This is a genomic window from aff. Roholtiella sp. LEGE 12411, assembly GCF_015206995.1.
Lineage (GTDB): Bacteria > Cyanobacteriota > Cyanobacteriia > Cyanobacteriales > Nostocaceae > Komarekiella.
In genome coordinates, this window is sequence record NZ_JADEXR010000050.1 from 1 (window position 1) to 25222 (window position 25222).

Here is a 25222-nt window from a genome sequence, read left to right on the forward strand (position 1 = left end):
CTTTGTCCGCAGTGGATATTTTTCGATATAATCAAGTACAATGCACATTTTTACTTTGAGTAGTAGATACACATTTTATTTTTCTACCACTTTTTTATACCGTATTTATATTTCGGACAGGTCTAATAATTTGATTTTGGGCAAAATCAACATCTTTAACTCTTAAACCCAGTCCTTCAGTTAAGCGTAATCCTGTGCCGTAAAGTAACTTAATTAAAAGTTGATGTACGCCGGATAATTTTTGAATAATTGCTAAAATTTCATATGATTGTCAAAACGGTTGGTAAATATTTAGATTTCTTTGCACGAACTGCATCGACTTTCAAATCTAAATCTTGTTTTAATACCTCTTTGTAGAGAAATAAAATAGCATGAAGTGCTTGATTTTGTGCGTTGATGCAGCTACATTTTCATTTACAGTAAGATGTGTTAAAAATTCTTCAATTTCCTTACTCTCCATATCTTTAGGATGACGCCTATTATGAAAAAGGATATAGCGTCTAATCCAGTAAATATAAGTTTTTTCTGTTTGATAAGATAGTGCTTATTATCAAGGAGTAGTAAAAATGCCTGAGCTTGTAATTCATGCGATTGCTTGTCAAGTCGTTTCGAGTGGTGTTGACTCTGATGCTATTGATGCAGTAGTAAACACAGTGAAGAATGCGGCTGATGTAGGTGCTGCCTCTGCTTCTTTCTTCGGTCCTACTGGAGTTGCAGTAGGTGCTGCTTTACAAGCAGCCAAGGGGTTAATTAGTGGAGTTCCAGGATTAATTTCTGCACTAGATAAAGTAGGTGATTATCCTGACCAGTTATATCTCAGTTTTTCTAATCAGGAGCGTGTGGCTAAAATTTGGCCTCAAGGAAAGTACTATGAAATTAATGGCGGGCAAATTGTTCGTCCTAATCTGAAAGTTCCTCTTTCTGATGTTGTTGATGTAAACTTTTGGGAATATGACACTGGCAGTAGCGATGATTTCTTAGGACGACTGACAGTGGATACTTCCCATGCTGGAGGAGTACGCTATCAAATTGTAGCTCGACCTTCTGAAGGAAATGTGTATGTGGTTGCTTACTCCGTCGAAGGGGTAGCTATTTCTCGTCCTGGCACGGGTTGGGAATCGTTGGGGGGATTCCTGAACTCAGGACCTGATGTTTGTTCTTGGGCACCTGGACGATTAGATGTCTTTGCTCGTGGTGGTGATGATGCGCTGTGGCATAGGTACTTCGAGAATGGCTGGTCTGATTGGGAATCTCTCGGTGGATTCCTGACATCAGATCCAAGTGCCGTATCTTGGGGCAATGGTCGGATCGATGTTTTTGCTCGTGGTGGTGACAATGCTCTCTATCACAAGTACTTTGATAACGGTTGGTCGGACTGGGAATCTCTCGGTGGCGAACTGATCTTTGGTCCTGATGTTTGCTCAGCCCGTCCAGGACATCTGGATGTCTTTGTGCGGGGTGCAGACAATGCCCTTTGGCACAAATATTTTGACGAAAATGGTTGGTCAGAGTGGGAATCTGTGGGCGGTGTTCTCACCTCAGATCCAACGGCTGTATCATGGGGAAATAATCGAATCGATGTTTTTGCACGGGGTGGAGACAACGCGCTGTGGCACAAGTGGTTCGATGGTGCTTGGTCTGATTGGGAATCTCTAGGCGGCAGCCTGAGTTCTAGTCCTGATGTTTGTTCGGCCCGTCTGGGACATTTAGATGTCTTCGTGCGGGGCGACGATAACGCTCTGTGGCATCGTTGGTTTGATCAGAATGGCTGGTCTAATTGGGAATCTTTGGGTGGTCTTCTCACGTCAGATCCAGCAGCAGTTTCTTGGAGCGATAGCAGGATTGATGTCTTTGCACGGGGCGGCGATTTTGCGCTCTACCATAAATGGTTCGATGGTAGTTGGAAGCCATAGCTAGTTACCTCTACTTGGTTAAAAAAACGTCTTTGCCGTTCTAGTGAGACATTAGACCTCTTGCATAATTATTTTGTGGTATGGTTAAGGGTTTAGAAAAAATCCATATCAAAATCTATACAGAGAATTGTTGTTACCTCATTAAGATGTCTGATAGAGAAAGAAAGCAAATTTTTAAAACCCCCAATTTTACCATAATTTATAAGAACGGCAGGCTGAAAACCCTTGAGGAACAGGCGCACCGCGCCGTATTCCGTACTTCAGGCAAGGGATGAAAGCCGCCTGAGAAGGCTTTAGCCTTCCGTGAGGTTATGTTTTTGTGGTTCCGGTAAAGTATCTATTAAGTCTTCAATAATTTGAGTTATTGTTTTATCTTTTTCCACTGCTAATAAGCGTAGTTTATTAATTCTACGTTCTGTTATACGTATATGTAAATCTTTCTTTACCATAACTTACACACGATGTGAACACATTTAGGTTAGCATATAGAAAGTTAAATAAAATAAGGAGGTGATTAAGTAGTGTTGGTACTAGAGTACAAAGTTAAAGGTAAGCGACAGCAATATCAAGCGATTGATGAAGCTATTAAGACTACTCAATTTATTAGAAATAAAGCTATCAGATATTGGATGGATGCTCCTCTAGAAGTAAAAGTGAATCAAATTGCTTTGAATAATTACTCTACAGCACTACGTAAAGAGTTCATGTTTGTAGAACAGTTAAATTCAATGGCTTGTCAATCTGCTACCGAAAGAGCTTGGTCAGCTATTAATAGGTTCTATTCAAACTGTAAATCCCAGAAGTCAGGCAAAAAAGGCTTTCCCAGATTTCAAAAAGATTGTCGTTCGGCTGAATATAAGACATCAGGATGGAAGTTACATCCAACTAAAAGACGCATTACTTTTACTGACAAAAAAGGGATTGGTGAATTAAAGCTTTTAGGGAAATGGGACTTGCAAACATACAATGTTAAAGATATTAAGCGGATACGTTTAATTCGTCGTGCTGATGGCTATTACGCTCAGTTTTGTATTGGTGTTGATCTTAAAGACATTCAACCTCAAACAGATGCCGAGATCGGCTTAGATGTTGGGATTGAAAGTTTCTATTCTGACAGCAACGGATATCACCAACCCAATCCAAAGTTTTTGAGGAAAGCTGAATCAAAAATCAAGCATTCTCAAAGACGCATTTACAAAAAAGTGAAAGGTTCTAGTGGCAGAAAAAAAGCTAGAAAACTTTTTGCGAAAAAACACTTAAAAGTAAGTAGGCAACGTATAGAACATGCAAAGAGAATTGCACGTTGCGTAGTCAAGTCTAACGGCTTAGTAGCCTACGAAGATTTAAGGGTTTCTAATATGGTTAAAAACCATTGTTTAGCAAAATCAATTAGTGATGCTAGCTGGTACTTGTTTAGGCAGTGGATAGAATATTTTGCAGCTAAATTTGACAAATTAGCCGTACCTGTACCACCTCAATACACCAGCCAAAAGTGTAGTAGTTGCGGTGTAATTGTCAAAAAATCCCTATCAACTCGCAGTCACATTTGTAGTTGTGGTTGTGAGTTGCATAGAGATACTAATGCAGCAATAAATATTCTAAATCTTGCAAGAGCGAAAAGTTTAGGGTGTGGCTCTGCCGCGCCCAAAGCTTTTCAAGAAGCTAGGGAAGGGCATTCCCTAAGTAACGCTAATGGACTAGTAACCTCTACGCTACTTGGCGAAAGCCTGGTAGAGCAAGTAACTAGGATGAAGTTATAAGTGCGAATCGTTGGCTAGAAACTAAGACCCAAAAGGGTTTTGGAGGATTAGCCGCAAGGTACTTAACCTTGACAACTGAATGACCATGTAGGTGAGAGACAGTATCCTAGAAACCTCAAATCCTACCCCGTAGGTGCAACGGTGAAAGCATCACCCCCAGGTTTGAGACTAGCCATCAAAGCCTGAAGCGAGGTGAAAAGGTGTTATTACTGACAGCCTAAGTCGGTAAGCATCGAGCAAAATTACCCATGAGTAAAGCCTCGGCTTGAAGATGCGTTTGAATCGTGGTCAACACTCAACCAGCGAAATAAGGCTTAATGCGCTGGAGCCAAAAGGCACAGGATAAGGAGTTGGCAAGTTTCTAATTGACCAGCAAGCACTTCCAATAAACCCGACGAAGAGCATCACTCTAAAGGTACACAGCATGGTCATTCGGAACGAGATAACCTCTCGTATGCTCTCAGGAGGTCGAATACCTGAGTAGGTGCTAACCGTATACAGCGAGTAGGAGAGATTGAGTCAAAAGCGAATGTCTGGGGTAATGCCCAGAATATGCAGACAGACTTACGGTGATTTGGATGATAAAGTCCCAAGTAATGAGTAAATATGTCTAATACACAGTCTCAACAACTGATGGTGGAATGGCACTCTATTAACTGGCGCAAGCTAGAGCGTAGCGTGTATAAGCTCCAAAAGAGAATTTATCAAGCCTCTGCCCGTGGTGATGTAAAAGCATATCGCAGACTCCAAAAGACGCTGATGAAGTCATGGTCAGCAAGAGCTTTATCGGTTCGTAGAGTTACCCAGGATAACCAGGGGAAAAAGACGGCGGGTGTAGATGGCGTTAAATCGCTGACTCCTAATCTTCGTTTAGAACTTACTGGAAATTTAAACCTGGGGTCAAAGGTCAGCCCAACTAGGCGGGTATGGATTCCTAAGCCTGGAACGGAAGAGAAGCGACCTCTAGGAATACCTACAATGAAAGACCGAGCCTTGCAAGCACTTGTCAAACTGGCAGTAGAGCCAGAGTGGGAAGCGCGATTTGAGCCTAACTCATACGGGTTCAGAGCCGGACGCTCATGCCATGATGCGGTAGCAGCCATATACGTAGCCATCAACAAGAAAGCTAAGTATGTATTAGATGCCGACATTGCCAAATGTTTTGACCGCATCGACCATGAAGCACTGCTAATAAAATTAAATACATCCCCCACCATCCGCAGACAAGTTCGAGCTTGGTTAAAAGCGGGAGTGATGGACGGTAAGCAGTTGTTTGCGACATCTGAGGGTACACCACAGGGAGGGGTCATTTCCCCATTACTGGCAAATATTGCCCTTCACGGGATGGAAGAACGGATAAAGCAATATGCAGAAACGCTGAAAGGGAAAAAGAATAAGCGGGATAACCGTAAAGCCCTCAGCCTAATCCGTTACGCCGACGATTTCGTGATTCTCCACGAAAACTTAACCGTTGTCCAAAGATGTAAAGAGATTATCTGTGAATGGTTAAAAGGCATGGGTTTGGAATTAAAGCCCAGCAAAACGAGACTTACTCACACCCTCAAGCAGTACGAGCAAGAAAAACCAGGGTTTAATTTCCTTGGTTTTACGATACAACAATTTCCACAAGGAAAGTATCACTCGAAGCAGGGATTTAAGACAATCATCACCCCAAGCAAGCAGAAGCAAAAGGTACATTACGAACAAATCGCCAGTGTTATTGAAGCTCATAAGGCAGCGCCGCAAGCGTCGCTAATCAGCCATTTAAACCCAATAATTAGGGGATGGGCTAACTACTACGCGACTGTGGTAAGTAAGAAAACTTACTCAGATATTGACTACCTTATGTACCAAAAGTTAAGAGCTTGGGCAAAACGCCGCCACCACAAAAAGAACGGGGGATGGGTGTCAAAAAGATATTGGCAGTCCATTGGCGGTAAAAACTGGGTATTCGCAACCAGGAAGGAAGGTTTAACCCCACTTCGGTTACTAAACCATGCCGACACCCCAATAGTGCGTCATGTGAAAGTTAAAAGCGAATCGTCACCATACGACGGAAATCTGGTTTATTGGAGTACAAGAAGGGGTAATAACCCAGAAATGCCAATTAGGATTTCAACACTCCTGAAAAAGCAAGAAGGAAAGTGTACCCACTGCGAAATGTTCTTCCGCGATGACGATGTGATGGAAGTTGACCATATCACCCCGAAATCGCAAGGTGGAAAGGATGAGTATAAAAATCTTCAACTTTTACATAGACATTGCCACGACACAAAGACAGCCAATGATGGCAGTCCTGGCACCAAATCTGGCTGTAATAGTGCCGAGCCTAAGCCCACCAGAAAACTTGAAAAAGTCGAGGAAAAATGGGTAATGAGGTATGCGTGACAAAGCACCAAATCATTGAGGAGCCGTGTGAGGTGAAAGTGTGCGCCGTGGTACGCACTGATTGAATCGCCAACTAAGTTGGCTGGAGTTCGGGGTAATCGACTCCAAGGCGAACAACTTACCTAGACTCGAAAGAGCGAGGGGACAAGAGCATGTTCGTAAAGCGGAGAGTAACAGAAGACGTGTATGTTACGGTTCCGCAACGCCTGAACGATATGGTTAAAGCCAAACTGCTTGAACCCCAATATCCTGCGGTGGAACTGCACATCCTTCGGTAGCACGTCCGTACACCGATGTTATCGGTAGCCATTAAATCAACTTTCGTTAATGGTACACCCTGACCGATAAGCGATGAGTAATGAACTCATTCAAGGATATGAGTAGGAACCTAAGTCGTTCTTTATACGTTCATCAGTGACGGAACATGGGATTGCCTACGGGACGCGAGTCCTATGGTAACGGAGTGACAAACGTTATCGCACAACCATTGATACCAAAGATGGTACTTACAAAGTACTACAAATTACAATGGAGCGCGATGACAATAAGCCTTTGGTAACTCATTTTGGTGGTGTTTGTTTGCGATGGAATAAGTGGGTCAAAATAGACGATAACCTGGCTAGTCATATCTGGAATGGTCGTAGCGAAGTCGTTCAACGTCTTTTAGCCCAAAAATGTGCTCTTTGCGGGGCAACGGATAATATTGAAGTCCACCATATCCGTAAGCTAGCAGATATTAAGCTTCATAGATGTAAAGAACGTCCAGAATGGATGGTCAAAATGTCAGCACGTCAACGGAAAACCCTTGTGGTTTGTCGTCAGTGCCACGAGAAAATCCAATACGGACGCTATGATGGCGAAACCCTCAAACGTTTTGATTACCGGAAAGCGAAGTGATACGGAAACGGTCATGCTTCGTTTGGAGGGGGGTGGTTGGAAAAGTGCCAATACTAGTAACTCGCTGGCTACCTACCCTACCTCACGCACGGTTCTGAAGACCAATGGGGTTGGTGACAACCTCGTTGAGTTTAATTCTCAGTGTCTTTAGACCGGGGAGTGTCAACACTCTCTTCATACTCAGTGGGGTTGCAATTTATTACAAAAATCTGAGAAAATGATAAGAATATGAAAGCAACCTAGCAATATACTACTACCTGTGAAACTTGATTCTGCACCTTTGGGCATTTCTGGCAGATCTCAACCTGAGATCGAGCTAGAACTAGAAGACAGCATTGATTCTAAATTAACTACTGCAACACTAAGTGAGCCAGTTCAGCCTTTAGTTACCGATAGTCCTCAAAAGCAGCAATCAGCAGCGGTAATTTTTGGTACAACCTTCATAACCATTTTTCTAGCAGAAATTGGAGACAAGACTCAGCTATCCACCCTGTTAATGAGTGCAGAATCTCATTCACCGTGGACAGTGTTTATGGGATCTGCGGCTGCACTGGTAACAACCAGTTTATTAGCTGTGCTTTTAGGCAGTTGGATAGCCAGCCGACTCAGCCCAAAAATTGTAGAAAAATCAGCAGGAGTAATGTTACTGTTGATTTCTCTAATGCTATTTTGGGACGTGTTGCAGGGGTAATCAAAAGTCAAAAGTCAAAAGTCAAGAGTCAAGAGTCAAGAGTCAAAAGTCAAAAGTCAAAAGTCAAAAGTCAAAAGTCAAAAGTCTCTTATTTATTCTCCCTCCACTCACCCACTCCTCCACTCCCCCACTCCCCCTAACCAATATGAACTGGCATCTTTTAGGATTAAGCTTTATTACAGTTTTTTTATCAGAATTAGGTGACAAAAGTCAGTTAGCGGCGATCGCACTTTCAGGCCGTTGTCAATCTCCACGCGCTGTATTTTTTGGCGCAGCAAGCGCATTACTATTAACAAGCCTTTTGGGAGCATTAGCAGGGGGAGCAGTAGCAGAATTATTACCTACACGCGTGTTAAAAGCGATCGCTGCTGTAGGATTTGCCATCCTCGCTGTACGCCTCCTGTTGTTTAACAATGAAGCTTCCTCGGATTCTGAACAAACACCATAACCAAATCTCTGAATTGTACACAGGACTTACGCAAGTGTCATATTTTTAACGCCAGAGGTTGTCCAGAGTCAAAGGTAAAAAGTCCAAAAAATCTTGACCCTTGACCCTTGATTCTTGACCCTTGACCCTTGACCCTTGACTCTTATACCAGAAGCCTTGTGTGCCAGTTGCGTAAGTCCTAGTATATTCAAATAAATATATCCACATAGCAAAAAGACGCCAAGTATTTCTTAGCGTCTTTGCAATCTCTACGTGAGATTGAATCCTTAAAATTCTTGTCGCCAACACCAGCTTAAAAGCGTACCACCAGCTACCAGTTTGACCATTTCCAGTAGCCAATAACCACCGTGCAGTAAATTCATCGTTGATGGAATTGCAGCAGCGGCTTCAAATAGGTTTAGTTGAACTCCTATGGCGCACATTTGCGGAGTTAAGAAATAGGTGTCAAGCAGAGCTATAGTTAGCAGCAGCGCAGATAAAACAATACCGCCAATACGCCAGTGAGATTGGGTTTTGCTCAAAGCTAGTGCCCCAGTCAACACCACAGCAGCAGATAATAATTCCATGCGATTAAAATTCCAAAAAATCACATAGCCTGCTGTAGTAAAACCAGCTTGATTCATCATCCCAGAAAGATAAAGACTAGGCATAATTACCCAATCTAAAACTACACTGGCGCTGAGCCAAAAGCCCAAAGTCAGCATAATGGCGGTTTGCCAAATTGGTCGCTTTAATTCAAAGCTAGAACTAGAAATAGCAGTCATAAAATAATTGCCTGTGTTGTACTCTTAGTGTGTAACCTCACCAGTTAGTTTGACAAGAAATATCAATTATCCTTTACAAAGCAATTGCCACCGCAGAAGCGATCGCTGTTATTTTTGATTCAATTCCAATTTTTTTTAATTTTAGTTGAGAAATATTAACTTAGATAAAAAATAAAAAAGCCAGCCCAAATACTAACTGAGCGGAAAGTTAAAAATTACACAAGAGTGTAGAATATATTTTGTTTGTTTGGCAAAAAAGTTTTCCTAACTTGTGTCCTAATATTTCCTAACCTTGCGTAGAAAATACTGGCATTTTATCAAGCCATATATTTCTTTACAAATGCTGCATTTCAGATTACTTAACATTTTTAAAAGAACAGGCTTCCCACCCGTCCTATCTGATGAAGTGGAACTATTGAAGGCAGCTATCACTGACGCTAAGCAGAGAGGACTTGATCCACAATATACGCCAGAAGTACAGAATATTGTTAGACGCATGATAACTTTGATGCCGTTTGTTGAAAAATTCCGAGAATTAGAACAGGTAGTACGTGCAGACTGGATTATAAGGGAAACGAAGCCATCCGATGATCCTGAAGTTAAAGCATCAGGACAACGAATTATTTTAGTTAGTAATGAATTGTTTATCGATAGGCATTGTCGGCGTTTTTACAAATATCTTCAGCATTTAGGAATATCTGAGCTACCGTTTTTAGGAGAAAATACTTACAAAGAATAACGGGAAGTGTGAAAGCTCCTCATGATGTGGCACTTCGCCGTGCGGAGTACCACATCTGTAATATTTTGGTAAATAACACAATTAGTGCCCCTACGAAAGATATGGTTTTTCAGCTTGATTTATATTTGGTATTTCTTGTCAATGCGTAAGTACTAACAATTTCAAACTTACATCTCTCATAACTTTCCAACGGGCAAAATCTATTTCTCGTGAAATGTCCAAACGCCTTCATCCCAATCTGCATCTGATGGGGGTGATTGCAACCAATGCTGACAACGGCGCAGATGTAACATAGCAGCTTTGTCATTTTTATCGGCGGACAAAACTTTAGCAAACTCGTTTTTAGCAAAGGTAAATTGGCGATTGAGGTAATACTGGCGTCCTCTGTGATAATGCTCAATGACTTGCAATTTTTCGCTACTAATTGGATCAGAACGTAAACTTACCAATTCGTATATGGCTACTGCCTCATTTCTACCCTTGACGCGAATATAATCTAGTTCCCTCGCCCAAATATCATTTTGGCAAGGTTGATAAGTGTTATCGCTAATAATAATGTCGCAACCATATTGTTTACTAACACTTTCTAGTCTGGAGCCAAGATTAACACCATCACCAATGGCGGTAAATTCCATCCGCTTACTAGAGCCAATATTACCACTGATTACGGTATCAGAATTGATGCCAATGCCAATATTAATTCTCGGCTTATTCGCTATATAGCGACGTTGATTAAAATCTTGTAAGCGATGACGCATTTCTAGGGATGTTTGCACTGCCATCCAAGCGTGTTCTTCTAATGCTAAAGGAGAACCAAACACAGCCATAATCGCATCGCCGATGTATTTATCAAGAGTACCTTTATGTTTAAAAACTGCTTCTACCATTGATTCAAAATATTCATTGAGCATACTCACCACTTCTTCTGCTTCCAGGTTTTCCGTCAAAGTGGTGTAGCCACGAATATCAGAAAATAAAATTGAAACTTCTTTGCGATCGCCTCCTAGTTTAGCATCATCCAATTTCAGCAATTCTTCGGCTAATTCCTGGGTCATATAGCGGTACATCGTACTTTTGAGGCGCTTTTCATCACTGATATCTTCCATGACAACTAGCGCTCCACAAACCTGTTGTTGATCGCTAGCATCAGCAATTGTGTTAATCGATAAATTAATACTGTGCTGTTCTATTCCAGTAGTCAAAAGTGTGCGATCGGGGTAATACTGCTGGCGACTTTTTAAGTCTGTTCCATGTAAAGCATCCTGACACCACTTGCTAAAGTCGCTTTCCTTGATACCGATCACATCATTAACTAATTTACCTTCTAAACGGTCGTCTAATTCCACCCCTAACAAACGCTTGGCACTTTCATTCGCAGCGATAATTAACCCGGCTTTATCAGTAGAAACAACTCCATTGGAAAGACTACGCAGAATATCTCGCTGCATTTGTTCTTGTTGCTTGACTGTGGCAAATAACTGTGCATTTTGTAATGCTACTCCTGCTTGAATATTAAAAGCTTCCATGAACTCTTCATCATTACGATCAAAGCTAGCTTGGAAACATTCGGGAGCTTTGGGCCAAAAAGATGGATTATAAAGCGGGAAATCCCCTGATTTTTTTTTATTTACTAACTGTGTAACACCAATTAAATCTTGATCGGCGTTAAACACTGGCATACACAGTAAACTACAGGTGCGATAGCCATTTTGCTGGTCAATTTGTTTAGCAGTATCTGAATCTGGGTGATCATACAAGTCGAACGGAATATTTAGCTTTTTGCCAGAAGCAGCTACTATACCAGCAAAACCTTTACCTACAGGTATTCGCAACTCTTTCGTTGAGCCATCATCTTGAGTAATTTTCGTCCATAATTCATGGCGATCGCGATCTATTAACCATAAAGTACTGCGATCGGCATTCATTAGTTCCTTCGCCTCATCCATCACCCGCTTTAGGGTATCTTCTAAGTCGAGACTGCTTTGAGAGAGTGACTTGATGGCTTTCATCAGCGCCGCCACTGCTCTTTGTTTTTGGGTGGCTACATAAAAAGAGCGTGACGATTCTAAAATTAGTCGAATTGAAGGAGCAAATTCTTGAAATAATTCTTCGTCAGCACTTGTAAAGCCCTTGGTATCAATGCGCTCTGCAAGTGGAGCATGTGGATTATTACTGGAGTTTAATTTATTTAACAATTGTACCACTGCAACTAATTGCCCATGTTCATTCAACAGTGGCAAAGCCAGCATAGTGTAAGTGCGATAGCCAGTCCTTTTTTCTTGTTCCTGGGCAAAATGCGATCGCGGATCGTTATAAAAATCAAAAGGAATATTGATAACTTGCTTGAAAGTAGCGACTTCACCACCAATGCCTTTATCTGTTGGGATGCGAATTTCTAGAGAGCGATCGCCTTGTCCCTCTGCTACTATTGACCAGAGTTCTTTTTTATCTTCATCTAATAAAAATATCGTAGTGCGATCTGCTCCTAGTAATTCACCAGTTTTCAAGGTAATTGAATGCAACATTTCTTGCAGAATTGTTTCAAACCCCTGAGAATCTAGCATTGACAGGGTTTGATGCACAATCTGTAATTTTTGCTCAACATCTCTAACAACCTGTTTAAAAGTATCCTGAGTCAGAGGAGCAAGAAACGTAGAAATAGTTCCTTGTCTTGTGGGAAGAGCACCCACAGGAGCAGAATTTGGTTGTAAGTCACGGTTCTCTTGGTTACGAACACCAATAATCAAATCGGCTCTCTCCCCAGAACTACCTTGATATACTGACATAACTACCATTTGAGATAACAGGATTAGATTTTAGGCTGTTTAACAATGCCATTAAATTTACGTAAGTACTACTAACCGATTCTCATTGAGCACCCAATCTGAAGATGCATTAGCTCTAGCAAAAGTGCGATCGCAAAACTTGCAGATATTACCAGGCCACTTAGCCATAAACTACTTGACTGGCAATGCTTGTGCAGGTAATGTATACATAGTTCCCAAATCTATGACTAAATTAACAGCTTTATATTCAAAATAATCTGGTTGCTAGAGGGAGGAAGGTAATAAAGTTGTGTAACAAATCTTCAGTTGTTGCATAAAACCTAGATAAAAGCCGTAGATACAAAAGGAGACACTGAATTCCATTAGGAAAGTCTCCAGATTATCAAACTGTTTTTTGGTTATCGCTAATCCTTGGCAATTCATTTCCAAACATTTGATTCAAGCGCTGTTTCTTGAAAGAGGTAAACTTACACATGACTTATAAATCAGGGCAAGCGAATATTTTGGTAAAGAGTGGGGCGATCGTCGCATCTGGTCCACCTAATCCATGGCCTCTAATACCTCAATCACCTTTGAACGCCCCACCACGAAAGCCCAAGCAACCTCCAGAGCAACCTAACCCTAATCAACCTCTAGAGCAACAACCTAAGCCTAATCAGCCTCCAGAGATATCCATACCACCACAGGAAACCTCTGAGTCGAACTGAAGGGTTATATAAACTTTTGGTAGTTTTTAATAAAGAGGCACATTCTTATATGACTCAAAGCGCTAAAGGTTGCTCTTGGCAATTAAGTTTATTAAGTTATTTAGCAACTGCTGGGACGCTAACCTTTAGTATTGCTTTTCCTTTTGCAAATTCTGTCTTTGCCCAGAGTGCCATCACTGCTGATGACAGCCTAGGAGATGAAAGATCTCAGGTTATCGAAAACTACCTTGGTAATCCTACTGAAGCGCTGACGGGTGGAGCAAGTCGTGACAATAATCTGTTTCACAGCTTTCTAGAATTTAATGTTAAGGAAAACAGATCAGCTGTTTTCTTGAGTCCCAGTAATATTCAGAACATTCTAGTCAGGGTGACGGGTAGTAACCGCTCTGAAATCCTGGGCAGGCTTGGAATTTCTGGTTCTAATGCCAATTTATTTTTGATTAATCCTAACGGGATCATCTTTGGACCAAATGCGACACTCAATGTGGGTGGGTCGTTTGTTGCTAGTACAGCTAGCAGTGTCAAGTTTGCTGGTGACAACGTTTTTAGTGCAACTGCCCCCCAAACAACATCTCTGCTGACGGTGAATGTACCAATTGGGTTGCAATTCGGTAGGACAGGGGGAGATATTAATCTCCAGGGGACATTAGCAGTACAATCTGGTAAAACTTTGGCGTTAGTCGGCGGTAACATTACCCTAGATGGTGGCAATGTCAGCCTAGAGCGCAATAGTCTAGAAGCAAAAGATGGTCAAATTGCTTTGGGAGGGATACTCGAAGCAGGCACAGTAGAACTGAACCTTGATAGTAATAACCAGATCCTAAGCTTTCCTAAAGACGTTGTACTAGCAGATATATCATTCAAAAATCAAGCTCGAGTGGATGTTAGTGGTGAGGGCGGTGGTTATATCCAGCTACAGGGCAAACGGATTACGCTCACTGATGCGTCACAAGCTGTTGCAAACACCCTAGGGAATCAAAACGGCAGAGGAATCTCTATCCAAGCAGAGCAGTTAACTCTTCAAGATGGATCGCAAGTATCAACTTCAGTAGGATCTTCTGCTCTTCCGGGCGTTACGGGGTCTGGGGGAAGTTTAGTGGTGAGAGCAACTGACTCTGTGAAAGTGATCGGAACAATACCAACTGGTAAGATCAACGCAGGTAATCCCAGCGCTTTGTTTGCTGATACTTATGGTCAGGGCGCAGCGGGCAGCTTAACTATTGAAACGGGAAAGTTAATTGTTGAGAATGGGGGAAACGTATCAACTGCTGCTCGGCAGGGTAGTGGTCGTGGAGGAGAGTTGGAGGTGACCGCCACAGATTTTGTAAAACTAAGTGGAGTCTCAGATCTTGGATTTCCTAATGGCTTGTTTACTCAGACTTTAGATGCCGGAAATGCAGGTTCCTTGACGATTAAAACTCCTGCGTTAATTATTCAGGGTGGATCAGTTGTAACAGCTGGTACTGGCGTGAAAAGCCAAGGTAACGGAGGGGCTTTGACTGTACGCGCCTCTGATTCTGTGGAACTGAGCGGAACAACACCCAATAGTCAGGAGACAAGTGGCTTGTTTGCTCGGAGTCGAGGTAGCGGAGATGCAGGTTCTGTGTCGATTACCACAGGACGCTTGATTGTGCGAGATCAGGCTCAAGTAACCGTAGCCGCATTGGGTTCAGGGAATGCAGGCAATCTGGATATTACAGCCCGCGAAATCCGTTTAGATAGACAAGGAAAATTGCTTGCTAACACCACATCAGGAAATGGTGGCAATATTAACTTACAATTACAGAACTTGTTGCTGTTACGCAATATGAGTCAAATTTCTGCTACGGCAGGTACTGCTGGTGCTGGTGGTGGAAATGGCGGCAATATTACTATAGATAGTCCTAATGGTTTCATCGTTGCTGTTCCTAATGAAAATAGCGACATTAGCGCTAATGCTTTCACAGGCTCTGGTGGCAAGGTCGAAATCACAGCTTATGGTGTCTTTGGCATAGAACCGCGTAGTCGAGAAGACTTGGAGAAACTCCTGGGAACAAATGATCCAACTAAACTAAACCCTCAAAAGCTACCAACTAACGATATTACGGCTATTTCTCAAGCAAACCCGACTTTAAACGGTGTGGTAAATATTAACACCCCCGATATCGACCTTAATGAGGGATTAATTAACTTACCAACCCAACCAGTTGAACTAAAAGTAGCCCAAGTATGTAAAGCGGGTGCAGGTCGAAATCAAAACAGTTTTACGGTTACTGGTCGAGGTGGCGTGCCTTCTAGTCCTACCGAACCTCTTAGTGCTGATGCTGTTCTAGCAGATTGGATTACTCTCGATAAAGTTAGTGCAACTCCACATAACACACCTGTTACCCAAAATTACACTAAACCCAACCCAGAAACCATCGTCGAAGCTACAGGGTGGGAAATAAATGCTAAGGGGGAGATAGTCCTTACTGCTACTGTGCCTAATGTCACTCATCATAATTCTTGGCAGAAGTCAGCTGATTGTAGTGCGCTTCAAGCATCGTCCTAAACTGTGGTGTTAGCTTATCAGTCTGAAAACAATGCTTTCAGCATCAGTCGAGGATTGAGCAAACTGCTCGGAGGTTTTAGTGTCCATAATTATTCCTCCTGTCCCTGACGATCATCGTGGGTGGCGCAACATGGGAAAGATAGCCGGTGATGTCCCAAGCTGAATCGTGCCGAGTAACTCAAAACCGTGCCGTTTGTATAACGGGAGATTTGTTGCATTTGTGGATTCAAGATATGCCAGCTTTTGATCGCGATCGCACTGCATCAGTGTGTGCTGTAGCAAAGCTGAACCGTAGCCATTACCCTGCTGAGCCAGCTCCACACCAAGTAATGGCAGATACCAATGCGGTTCACTCGGATGGTAGTGATCCATCTGCTCAAATACTGCAAATACTTCTGCTTGATCCTGATCGGAAACGCTTTGCTGCAATTGTGCAATCAGCCGGTCTTTGTCGGGATGGATTCCCGGCGGTAACCAAAGTGCGGTACCGGAGTAGCCATCAATGTAGTAGGCGGTGTTGTGTTCAAAGGCTCTACCAGCCAATGCCCTTACAAAGTGTGGGAAGTGTGTCAAGTACTCATGGGCATTTGGATACAGCCAACGTCCAGCCGGATCGGCGATAAACGCCAGTACGATTACAGCAATGACATATTCTTCATTAGATACCGTTGCGGTTTGGATTGATGATGTCATTACAGCTTTCTCCGTTTGTTGTTAGAGGATGTCTGAGAAGTGTGAATCATTACGCTCACTTGAACGGCGAGAAATGCCGTCAGCGAAAACAAGACCGAAGCAATCCAAACATAGCTGGTGCGGTGATAGCCTGCGATCGGGATGTTGAACCCGCTCAACTGTCCAGCCCATCATGGAGTCTCTTGCATAAATGGGCAAATTTTCATCTTATCAATTAACAGATTATTTGTTGTCGTTAATAAATTAATCTCGCGCTAAGCTCGATAGTTGTGGTGCCAAAACTAGTCATGAAAATCTGTATTGTAGGCGCGGGTGCTATTGGTGGTTATTTGGGAGCGAAATTAGCACTAGCAGGTGAAGCCGTAACATTGCTCGCTCGCGGTTCTCACCTAGAAGCAATTCAAAAAAATGGGCTGAAGCTGATAATGACAGATGGTTCCAGTCAAATAGCCACTCCGACTCTCGCAACCAGCGATATCCGTGAAGCGGTAAAACAAGATGTAGTAATCTTAGCTGTCAAAGCTCACAGTGTTGCAGCGATCGCTCCTTCTCTACCATCTCTTTATGATGCTCACACGATGGTGGTAACAGCCCAAAATGGGGTTCCTTGGTGGTACTTTCGTCAGCATGGCGGTGAATATGAAGGTATACGCATTCATTCTGTTGACCCAGATGGGATTATTGAAACTCATATCGGTGCTGATCGAGCGATTGGCTGTGTAGTTTACCCAGCAACTGAGATAGTTGAACCAGGTGTGATCAAGCATATTGAAGGCGATCGCTTTACTTTAGGTGAAATCAATGGTATCAAAACCGAACGCATCCAGTTATTAGCACAGGCTTTGAAGCAAGCAGGATTCAAAGCACCTATACGAAATCAAATTCGTACTGAAATCTGGATTAAGTTGTGGGGTAATCTGGCGTTTAATCCGATCAGCGCCCTGACTGGTGCAACTCTGGAGCAGATTTGTCAGTATCCCCTTACCCGTGAACTGACGCGACAAATGATGTGTGAAGCTCAGGCGATCGCCGAAAAGTTAGATATTAAGTTTGGCATTACCTTGGAACAGCGAATTAATGGGGCGGAAAACGTCGGTGCTCACAAAACCTCAATGCTACAGGATATTGAGGCTGGGCGTCCCACGGAGATAGAGGCTATTGTCGGGGCTGTAGCAGAATTGGGACGATTGACTCAAATCCCCACACCCTATATTAATGCAATTTATGCCAGCGTCAAGCTGTTAGAAGTAACTCGATAGAGGTTTAGTAGCCAAACAGACTGCTCAGTATTTTTGAGAATGCGATCGCGATTAATAAGTTGTACGTTTTGAAGTTTACAGTATCAATTCATCCAGTCACTTCTCATGGGTTTTACTGAAACTGTAAGCGTTCATTTTTGCATTTACTCTCAAACAAGCCTTGATTTAATAAGTAATTTTTAGTACTGAAAATAAAATCAGTATAATTCACTTTTGATTAAGTTTAAGTTGCAGTAGCTCCTAACCCCACCGCAAACCTCTTCGTCGGAAGATACGTAAATCTGCGGGTGTTAATTACCCGGAGTCATATAACCCGCAACTTGGGTTATTGTTATTAGGGTTCGACAAATCGCATGATTTTTAACTCCGTTTAACTTTTAAAACATCCTCTGAGATTGTAGTATGCCAAACTGACGATTTGAAATATCTTTTAGTGCTTGATGCCATTACTGATTTTGCTCCGATATTTGGAAATCGGGCGGTAGCTTTGGCTTGTAAGTTGGGGAGAACGCCAAACTTGTAGAAACACAAACTAAGAACACAATTTCAAATAATTCGTAATTCGCCCTGGGGCTACGCCCCGCTGCGCTAACCTAATTCGTAATTAAGTTTTGCATTAGCGTTCGCGCAGCGTCTGGGGATTTTAACCCCACCCCAAAACTTGTCGCGCAATATAAGCGAGGGACTTAGAATTCTCCAAAATGTTAAATCGAAATAATTTAAATTTAAATTTAAGACATTGAATAGCTCTCATGGATATACAGTAATAAGAGCGATCGCTAATTAATATTTAAATTAATTTAACACAAGCAATAATATCTTGTTGTCTACTAATTAATATAATTAATAAGCAAAAATTTACATCTTTATCTTTATCAATAACATCAGTTATTTTGATGCAATAGTTCTAATGCATATCCACTTCTTCTGAACGCTAATGGATAGAGGCTTATCTGCAATGACTTGTAGCAAATTTAAAAAATATATACTGATATGGACTTGACATTTTTAAGGAAAATGTTAAAACAAATACTATGCATTAAGTGGTCTTTTTAAAGCTCATTTAAAGTTCATTGAAATGATCAAACAACAGGTAAGCTCATCAGGTTTTACCCACTTTTTGCCACTCCTAAATTATCTATAGGAGTGTAAGTGTCTTTTATTTTTTATGCTGAAATTGGTTAACCCAAGTTTCTAGCAGCCATTAATGAACCAGCACTGCAAGAAGGTTTCCTTCTGTGGTGACTGGTGTCATCACAATACTCATTTGACAGGTTTCAGATTCCGTTTTATTCCCAAGCACCTACACACTTTAAGCAATTAAATTATGTTTCTTTCTCAAGCTCTGATGATAACCCTAGTTATCAGCCCAGGAATTGGCATAGGGTTAAAAGCTGCACCTTTTGGAAGCGTAGACTTGAATAAATCGAAACTGACGCACACAGATACCACAGGTAATTTTAACTGGGGTAAAGGCGCACCTACTTCTAAAATCGGCTCTGACAAATTATCTTTGAGTACTTCTAAGACGTACTATGTCTCTGAGAATGGAGACGATAAAAATGATGGTCTGAAATACACTACCCCATTTCGGACGCTGCAAAAAGCAGCAAATCAGGTGAAAACACCGGGCGATATCGTCTACGTCATGAACGGCACTTATACGCGAGCAGACACTTCCAAAGAACTCCTGGTGATTTATGAGAAACATGGCACACCCACTGCTCCGATTACTTTCAAGGCTTATAAGGGACACCGACCCGTCATTAAATCGCAAAATCCTTATGCCATTAACGTCGTTGGCTCCTCTTACATTATTATTGACGGTCTTGAGCTAGTTGGGAATAACGACAATGTGACTTTGGTGTATGCACAACAGCAAAAATCCAACATAAACAATCCGCTAACGAATGGCGCGGGGATTGCGCTCCATCCATCCTTCTCAGCAGGAGTAATTAAAAACAATTCTCACCATATGGTGATTCGCAACAACAAAATCTCTAAGTTTGGTGCTGGAGCAATCGTTGCCTTCAAAACCGACTACATCACTATTGAGAACAATGTGATCTTTAAAAACTGCTTGTATAGTTCGACAGGAGCAAATACAATTACCATGCTTTACAACTGGAATTATGACGATAATACCACCGACTATAAAATTATTATTCGTGGGAATACAGTTTACGACAATCAAAGTTTAATTCCTTGGAAATTTTCAGGAAAGATCGCTGAGTCTAATGGAATCATAATTGATGATGCTCTAAATACCCAAAAAAATTCATCTCATGTACCATATCGGGGAAAAACATTAATAGAAAATAACATTGTTTACAACAATGGCGCTGCTGGGATTCAAGTATTTAAAAGTCCCAATGTGGATGTGATTAACAACACAACCTATCAGAATTCTCAGAATTCTACTACTAGTTATTTAGGAGAAATTGCAGTAGTCATGACTGAGCAAGTAAGAGTTTTTAACAATATTATGTACGCCAAGAAAAACGGAATAGTCAACCATACAAAAGGATCAAAGAACACTGTCAAGTTTGATTACAACATTATTTACAATTCTTCTAAATTCACCAGTTCAGAATCTAACAACATTATTGGGCAAAACCCACTATTTGTAGATATTGGCTACAAAAATTTCTCCCTTAAACCTGGTAGCTTTGCCATCGATTCTGGAATTAATAGCTTTAATGGCGTGCAAGCACCGAAGATTGACCAGAAGGGCGCTATTCGTCCACAAGACGGAAATGCTAACGGCGATGCAAGGATAGATATGGGTGCTATTGAAGTTAGTTCACCTTAGCAGCAAAACCCTTTAAACAAAAAACGATACAGCTTTTAGGCAGACGCGCTAAATGGCTTCTCTGCTGATTGCACGACGGTGCTAGTTTGGTGAGCAAATTTTGCACCGTCACTGATTCCTTAAAATATAATGTAAAATCACAACGTTTTTCCTGCTTCTTAATTTTATCCTTCAGTGTTATGACTTACGCAGGAGTTACGGAATAACGTAGACGCATTCGCGCAGCGTCTCGTAGAGAAGCGGCTTGCCGCAGGCTACCGCAGGGGCACAGAGAAGCCAGTGCCCCTGCGGGGGTTCCCCCCGTTGTAGCAACTGGCGCAACACGGAGAAATCAGAGTTTGAGAGATATTTTGCGTAAGTCTTAAGTGTAAAAACAAAACTATAAAACGATTTAAATTATCGTTAGCAAGCATACTGACTGCTTCAAAACACGATGCATCATGTCTTAAAACTAAAAAGCATAAATTATATAAACAAATATTTATTTTTATACTATATTTAACTGAATGTATAGATTAGTATAGTTTTTTGTACTTGTGATTTATAACTTAAGTTATTGATGAAACCTACTATAGAGGGATGAAATAGGGAACGTTCCTGTTAGAGGAACGTCAATTTTCGCTATTTTAATTGCATCCAAGTCTAAACAGCAAAGGAAAGGAGCGAATTACTTTGAAACTCCTACACATTGTGTTTCATTCTGCCCACAACTACCCCAGACTATAAGTTTTATTGCTCATGCTCAATCTGTCAGTTCCTAACTCTCAAGAGAATCAGTCACTGCTTGACGCTACTAACTGGAACGTTATTGAAACGAAGTTTGACCCCACGCAGCTCCACCATAAAGAAACTGTCTTCACGCTTAGCAACGGTTTATTAGGAACGCGGGGTACTTTTGAGGAAGGCTATCCCCAAGATTTTTCAGCAACACTCATCCACGGTGTGTATGATGATGTGACAATTTCCCATACCGAACTAGTCAACTGCCCGAACTGGCTGCCATTGGTGGTGCAAGTGGCAGGCCAACGCTTTAGTATGCATACTGGTGAGATTCTCAACTACGAGCGTCAGCTTGACTTGCGTTTGGGTATAGTTAGCCGTGATGTGCGGTGGCGCAGTCCTACTGGTCATACCCTAGATTTCCACTTCGAGCGTTTTGCCAGTTTAGCAGATCAACATGTTTTGGCCATCCGCTGTCAAATTACATCTGTAGACTTTGAGGGTGAAATTACTGTAGAAGCTGGGTTTGACGCCGAACCGTACACCCAAGGTGTTCAACACTGGCAAACCTTAAATCAAGGTGGTGCAGATAATATTATCTGGCTGCACAGCCAAACTTATCACTCAAGCACTCAACTGGGTATGGCAGCTAAGTTAGTGGTAGAGGATGACGATAGTCCATCTATGCATGTCGAGAATACTTCTAATTCTCCAAGCTTGGCAACCACCTTTGAGTTATTAGAAGGAAAAACGGTGACTGTAGAAAAGATTGTCACCCTGTTTACGTCACGGGAGACAGAAACCCCGATGACAGATGCTCTACAAAGGTTGGCTGATGAGCCAAGATACACAACCCTGTTAGCCGCTCACATTACCGCATGGGAACAGGTATGGCAAGACAGTGACATTATTATTGAAGGCGATCGCATTTCTCAATTAAGTGTCCGTTATAATCTCTTCCAATTACTAGCTGTTGCACCGCGTCACGACGAGCGGGTGAGCATCCCTCCCAAAACTCTCTCCGGTTTTGCCTATTGCGGACACATCTTTTGGGATACAGAAATTTTTATCCTTCCCTTCCTGACCTTAACTCAACCAGCTTTAGCGCGTAATTTGCTCACTTACCGTTACCACACTTTACCAGGAGCACGACGCAAAGCCCAGGAAGCGGGATATCAAGGAGCCATGTTTGCTTGGGAAAGTGCCACCACTGGCGATGAAGTAACTCCCCGGTGGGTACCAGGTGCCAATGGTGAGTTAGTTCGGATCTGGTGTGGTGATATTGAAGTGCATATCACTGCTGACATAGCTTATGCCGTTTGGCACTACTGGCAAACCACCAACGATGATGACTGGATGCGGGATTATGGTGCAGAAATTATCCTCGATACGGCTGTTTTCTGGGAAAGTCGGGTGCAGTGGAATCAAGAGCGCAACAGCTACGATATCCTCGATGTAATTGGCCCAGATGAAAATCACGATCGCGTCGATAATAATGCCTTTACCAATCTCATGGTACAGTGGCACTTACAGTCTGCTTTAGCACTTTTGGACTGGTTTAAGCAAGCTTATCCCGAAAATTCAGCACAACTTGTGCAAAAACTCAACTTGACCACAGAACGTTTGCATCAATGGGCGGAAATCCAAGAACGTCTATTTATCAACAAAGATGCCCAAACAGGTTTAATTGAGCAGTTTGAGGGTTTTTTCCAATTAGAACAAGTCAATCTTGCTGATTACGAACCACGCAGCAACTCTCTGCAAGGACTTCTAGGAATTGAAGCCACCAGCCAAAAGCAGATTCTCAAGCAACCGGATGTGTTGATGCTGCTTTATTTACTGCGCGATCGCTATGACTATAATACTCTCGCCACCAACTGGGACTATTACACCGAGCGCACCGACCATAGTTATGGTTCTTCACTCGGCCCAGCAATTCACGCTATTTTAGCTTGTGACCTCAATCAACCAACCATAGCCTACACCCACTTTCTGCGGGCAGCATTGGTAGACTTGGAGGATGTCAGACGTAATGCAGCTGAAGGAATCCATGCCGCAAGTGCTGGAGGAGTATGGCAAGCGGTGGTTTTCGGATTTGGCGGTATTCGGATGACTCAATTTGGCCCGGTTGCTTGTGCAAATCTACCCCCTGGCTGGACGCGTTTGAAATTTCGACTGCAATGGCGTAATGAGTGGTATGACTTCGACTTGCAAGCAGAAAAACAAATGGAAATTGCCAACCAAGAAGTAAAAGTTCCGAAGGCAGATACACATCCGGCAATTAGTGGCGTAATCTTCGACTTAGATGGAGTGTTAACTGATACCTCAGAGTTTCACTATCTGGGTTGGAAGCGACTAGCAGATGAAGAAGGCATCCCCTTTGACCGAGAGGCGAATGAGGCGATGAGAGGCTTGCCAAGACGGGAATCACTGCTACACATTTTAGGCGATCGCCCCGCTCCTGAAGAGAAAATTCAGGAAATGATGGAGCGTAAAAACCGCTACTACCTGGAACTTATGCAGAAAATTAACACCGCAGATTTACTGCCTGGGGTGACAAATTTATTGCAGGAATTGCGAGCATCTGGAATAAAAGTAGCATTGGGTTCATCAAGTAAAAATGCCCAGACTGTGATTGAACGGTTGGGTATTAGAGATAAATTCGATGCTATAGCCGATGGCTACAGCGTCTTTCAATCTAAACCAGCACCAGATCTGTTCCTATTTGCTGCCCAGCAACTCGGACTCTCGCCATCACAGTGTGTTGTCGTGGAAGATGCAGCGGCGGGTATAGAAGCTGCTCATGCTGCTGGCATGTCATCTGTGGGGATTGGCCCAGTTGAGCGAGTGGGTAGGGCTAATGTGGTCTTATCCAGTCTGAAAGGTCTGCGCTGGCAAGATTTGCACGAGCGGGTAACTACCAGCAAGAAAACACATGCACTCGTAGAAGCGACAGTGTAAGAGGTTGTTTGAAAAGTCTGATAGGTTGTAAAAAAGCTCTCTCGGTATACGCTTAAGCAAGACTAGACTAATTCCGCTTTGCTATCGGCTTTCAGCCATGAGAGAGTAAACAGGTTTAATAGAGGGTGCAATTTTACATGATGGAAACCTTATTTCATGCCTACACCCCTCTACTGACCTGGATAGGTTTAGGTTTTCTAATATCTCGGTTCATCCCAGATAGTTTTCTAAAGCTACTGGGTTACGCGCTTTACTGGGTTGGAATTCCGCTGCAACTTCTAGTTCTGGCACGTCATACTAACTTGTCTACTGGTGGACTAATACCTGGGATAGCAGTAGGAATCTTGGTTCTGAGTCTGATTTTAGCCCTATTAATCTGGTGGGGACGGCAATGGTTAATGAGTCGAAAAGAGCAGCCAAAACAGGAAAGCCTGGATTTGTCACTCAATACTTCATCTTCCATTAACTCCTTGATGCGAGCAAGTTTGGGCAGTTTTCTTCTAGCTACAATTTTGGGCAATACAGGCTTTGTCGGATTGACACTTACACAGGTGCTGACCAGCCCTGAAAATACTGACTGGGCAGTATTATTTAGCGTCACCAACAATGTTGTAGGCACATACGGGATTGCTGTCTTAATTGCTAGCTATTTTGGGAAGAGTCAAACCCAGAACCGTTGGTGGATTCAGTTACGGGATTTAGCCACTGTCCCCAGTCTATGGACATTTTTCATTGGCTTGAATACTCAGTTTGTGGAATTACCAGCAGTGGTAGAGTCAGGACTAAACCAAGCCGTTTGGGTTGTAATTGCTTTTGCTTTGTTACTGGTGGGTCTGCGACTTGGAACAATGAGAGGATGGAAAAATTTAGAAATCGCCTCAATTGCCAGCGTGTTAAAAGTCTTCATTGTGCCTGCGTTGGTGGGATTAGGTGCTACCTATTTAGGCGTGACTGGCGAACAGCGTCTAGTACTGGTGCTGATGTCTGGAACACCCACAGGGCTTTCTGTACTGATTCTGGCAGAAGTTTACGACCTGGATCGGAACTTATTGGCTAGCAGTATCGCTCTGACTTTTGTGGGGTTATTTTTCGCACTTCCCCTCTGGCTCGCCTGGTTTGGCTAAAGTTGACATCTGGAAGACCCAATAATTTCT

Annotated in this window: 20 protein-coding genes and 1 pseudogene; 16 read left to right on the forward strand and 5 right to left on the reverse strand. The window is 42.5% G+C overall.

Annotated elements, in window-relative coordinates:
* Positions 1-94: 94 nt before the first annotated feature.
* Positions 95-259, reverse strand: a complete 165-nt coding sequence (locus IQ246_RS31280) for a tyrosine-type recombinase/integrase (protein WP_370588496.1) — start codon at positions 257-259, stop codon at positions 95-97.
* A gap of 81 nt (positions 260-340) precedes the next feature.
* Positions 341-529, reverse strand: a pseudogene (locus IQ246_RS31285) (phage integrase N-terminal SAM-like domain-containing protein); the annotation flags it as partial.
* A 37-nt stretch (positions 530-566) separates the two neighbouring features.
* On the opposite strand from IQ246_RS31285, the gene IQ246_RS13535 reads away from it, so the two are divergent.
* From IQ246_RS13535 to IQ246_RS13560, 7 genes are all read left to right on the forward strand, one after another.
* On the forward strand, positions 567-1913 hold the full coding sequence (locus IQ246_RS13535; protein ID WP_194003829.1) for a hypothetical protein: 1347 nt from the start codon (positions 567-569) through the stop codon (positions 1911-1913).
* A gap of 521 nt (positions 1914-2434) precedes the next feature.
* The gene (locus tag IQ246_RS13540) at positions 2435-3673 is read left to right on the forward strand and encodes an RNA-guided endonuclease TnpB family protein (RefSeq protein WP_194003831.1); all 1239 of its coding nucleotides are present in this window, start codon (positions 2435-2437) and stop codon (positions 3671-3673) included.
* A gap of 606 nt (positions 3674-4279) precedes the next feature.
* On the forward strand, positions 4280-6061 hold the full coding sequence (gene ltrA / locus IQ246_RS13545) for a group II intron reverse transcriptase/maturase (RefSeq protein ID WP_194003833.1): 1782 nt from the start codon (positions 4280-4282) through the stop codon (positions 6059-6061).
* Between the two features lie 152 nt (positions 6062-6213).
* Complete coding sequence (locus IQ246_RS30890; protein ID WP_255515547.1) at positions 6214-6339, forward strand: hypothetical protein; 126 nt, start codon at positions 6214-6216, stop codon at positions 6337-6339.
* A 250-nt stretch (positions 6340-6589) separates the two neighbouring features.
* Positions 6590-6958: a hypothetical protein gene (locus IQ246_RS13550; RefSeq protein WP_194003835.1), complete on the forward strand. Its 369-nt coding sequence runs from the start codon at positions 6590-6592 to the stop codon at positions 6956-6958.
* Positions 6959-7217: 259 nt separating this feature from the next.
* Positions 7218-7649, forward strand: a complete 432-nt coding sequence (locus IQ246_RS13555; RefSeq protein ID WP_194003837.1) for a TMEM165/GDT1 family protein — start codon at positions 7218-7220, stop codon at positions 7647-7649.
* A gap of 145 nt (positions 7650-7794) precedes the next feature.
* Positions 7795-8097 (forward strand): TMEM165/GDT1 family protein, encoded by a 303-nt coding sequence (locus IQ246_RS13560; protein WP_194003839.1) that lies wholly within the window; start codon positions 7795-7797, stop codon positions 8095-8097.
* 266 nt (positions 8098-8363) lie between these two features.
* Here the strand turns inward: IQ246_RS13560 and IQ246_RS13565 are convergent, their stop codons facing one another.
* On the reverse strand, positions 8364-8861 hold the full coding sequence (locus IQ246_RS13565) for a hypothetical protein (protein WP_194003841.1): 498 nt from the start codon (positions 8859-8861) through the stop codon (positions 8364-8366).
* A gap of 340 nt (positions 8862-9201) precedes the next feature.
* On the opposite strand from IQ246_RS13565, the gene IQ246_RS13570 reads away from it, so the two are divergent.
* On the forward strand, positions 9202-9600 hold the full coding sequence (locus IQ246_RS13570) for a hypothetical protein (RefSeq protein ID WP_194003843.1): 399 nt from the start codon (positions 9202-9204) through the stop codon (positions 9598-9600).
* Between the two features lie 200 nt (positions 9601-9800).
* Here IQ246_RS13570 and IQ246_RS13575 read toward each other — a convergent pair whose 3' ends face one another.
* A complete protein-coding gene (locus IQ246_RS13575) occupies positions 9801-12386 on the reverse strand; it encodes an adenylate/guanylate cyclase domain-containing protein (protein ID WP_194003845.1) in 2586 nt (861 codons plus the stop codon).
* A gap of 85 nt (positions 12387-12471) precedes the next feature.
* On the opposite strand from IQ246_RS13575, the gene IQ246_RS13580 reads away from it, so the two are divergent.
* The 3 genes from IQ246_RS13580 (at position 12472) to IQ246_RS13590 (ending at position 15623) form a co-directional block, all read left to right on the forward strand.
* Complete coding sequence (locus IQ246_RS13580) at positions 12472-12642, forward strand: hypothetical protein (protein ID WP_194003847.1); 171 nt, start codon at positions 12472-12474, stop codon at positions 12640-12642.
* A gap of 217 nt (positions 12643-12859) precedes the next feature.
* Positions 12860-13093, forward strand: coding sequence for a hypothetical protein (locus IQ246_RS13585; RefSeq protein WP_194003849.1), 234 nt, complete (start codon positions 12860-12862; stop codon positions 13091-13093).
* A gap of 49 nt (positions 13094-13142) precedes the next feature.
* The gene (locus IQ246_RS13590) at positions 13143-15623 is read left to right on the forward strand and encodes a filamentous hemagglutinin N-terminal domain-containing protein (RefSeq protein ID WP_194003850.1); all 2481 of its coding nucleotides are present in this window, start codon (positions 13143-13145) and stop codon (positions 15621-15623) included.
* 111 nt (positions 15624-15734) lie between these two features.
* On the opposite strand, the gene IQ246_RS13595 is transcribed toward IQ246_RS13590, so the two are convergent.
* Complete coding sequence (locus tag IQ246_RS13595; RefSeq protein ID WP_194003852.1) at positions 15735-16316, reverse strand: N-acetyltransferase; 582 nt, start codon at positions 16314-16316, stop codon at positions 15735-15737.
* Positions 16317-16357: 41 nt separating this feature from the next.
* On the opposite strand from IQ246_RS13595, the gene IQ246_RS13600 reads away from it, so the two are divergent.
* The 5 genes from IQ246_RS13600 (at position 16358) to IQ246_RS13620 (ending at position 25192) form a co-directional block, all read left to right on the forward strand.
* A complete protein-coding gene (locus IQ246_RS13600) occupies positions 16358-16534 on the forward strand; it encodes a hypothetical protein (protein WP_194003854.1) in 177 nt (58 codons plus the stop codon).
* A 69-nt stretch (positions 16535-16603) separates the two neighbouring features.
* Complete coding sequence (locus IQ246_RS13605) at positions 16604-17575, forward strand: 2-dehydropantoate 2-reductase (protein WP_194003856.1); 972 nt, start codon at positions 16604-16606, stop codon at positions 17573-17575.
* Between the two features lie 1327 nt (positions 17576-18902).
* The gene (locus tag IQ246_RS13610) at positions 18903-20387 is read left to right on the forward strand and encodes a choice-of-anchor Q domain-containing protein (RefSeq protein ID WP_194003858.1); all 1485 of its coding nucleotides are present in this window, start codon (positions 18903-18905) and stop codon (positions 20385-20387) included.
* Positions 20388-21125: 738 nt separating this feature from the next.
* Positions 21126-24068, forward strand: coding sequence for a beta-phosphoglucomutase (pgmB, locus tag IQ246_RS13615; RefSeq protein ID WP_194003860.1), 2943 nt, complete (start codon positions 21126-21128; stop codon positions 24066-24068).
* A 137-nt stretch (positions 24069-24205) separates the two neighbouring features.
* Positions 24206-25192 (forward strand): AEC family transporter, encoded by a 987-nt coding sequence (locus IQ246_RS13620; protein ID WP_194003862.1) that lies wholly within the window; start codon positions 24206-24208, stop codon positions 25190-25192.
* Positions 25193-25222 lie beyond the last annotated feature (30 nt).

Excerpts from the sequence above, each read along its gene's own strand:
- IQ246_RS13535 (WP_194003829.1), top strand. The coding sequence starts at position 567 with ATGCCTGAGCTTGTAATTCATGCGATTGCTTGTCAAGTCGTTTCGAGT.
- ltrA (WP_194003833.1), top strand. The coding sequence starts at position 4,280 with ATGTCTAATACACAGTCTCAACAACTGATGGTGGAATGGCACTCTATT.
- IQ246_RS30890 (WP_255515547.1), top strand. The coding sequence starts at position 6,214 with ATGTTCGTAAAGCGGAGAGTAACAGAAGACGTGTATGTTACGGTTCCG.
- IQ246_RS13550 (WP_194003835.1), top strand. The coding sequence starts at position 6,590 with ATGGAGCGCGATGACAATAAGCCTTTGGTAACTCATTTTGGTGGTGTT.
- IQ246_RS13560 (WP_194003839.1), top strand. The coding sequence starts at position 7,795 with ATGAACTGGCATCTTTTAGGATTAAGCTTTATTACAGTTTTTTTATCA.
- IQ246_RS13565 (WP_194003841.1), bottom strand. The coding sequence starts at position 8,861 with ATGACTGCTATTTCTAGTTCTAGCTTTGAATTAAAGCGACCAATTTGG.
- IQ246_RS13570 (WP_194003843.1), top strand. The coding sequence starts at position 9,202 with ATGCTGCATTTCAGATTACTTAACATTTTTAAAAGAACAGGCTTCCCA.
- IQ246_RS13575 (WP_194003845.1), bottom strand. The coding sequence starts at position 12,386 with ATGTCAGTATATCAAGGTAGTTCTGGGGAGAGAGCCGATTTGATTATT.
- IQ246_RS13585 (WP_194003849.1), top strand. The coding sequence starts at position 12,860 with ATGACTTATAAATCAGGGCAAGCGAATATTTTGGTAAAGAGTGGGGCG.
- IQ246_RS13590 (WP_194003850.1), top strand. The coding sequence starts at position 13,143 with ATGACTCAAAGCGCTAAAGGTTGCTCTTGGCAATTAAGTTTATTAAGT.
- IQ246_RS13595 (WP_194003852.1), bottom strand. The coding sequence starts at position 16,316 with ATGACATCATCAATCCAAACCGCAACGGTATCTAATGAAGAATATGTC.
- IQ246_RS13605 (WP_194003856.1), top strand. The coding sequence starts at position 16,604 with ATGAAAATCTGTATTGTAGGCGCGGGTGCTATTGGTGGTTATTTGGGA.
- IQ246_RS13610 (WP_194003858.1), top strand. The coding sequence starts at position 18,903 with ATGTTTCTTTCTCAAGCTCTGATGATAACCCTAGTTATCAGCCCAGGA.
- pgmB (WP_194003860.1), top strand. The coding sequence starts at position 21,126 with ATGCTCAATCTGTCAGTTCCTAACTCTCAAGAGAATCAGTCACTGCTT.
- IQ246_RS13620 (WP_194003862.1), top strand. The coding sequence starts at position 24,206 with ATGATGGAAACCTTATTTCATGCCTACACCCCTCTACTGACCTGGATA.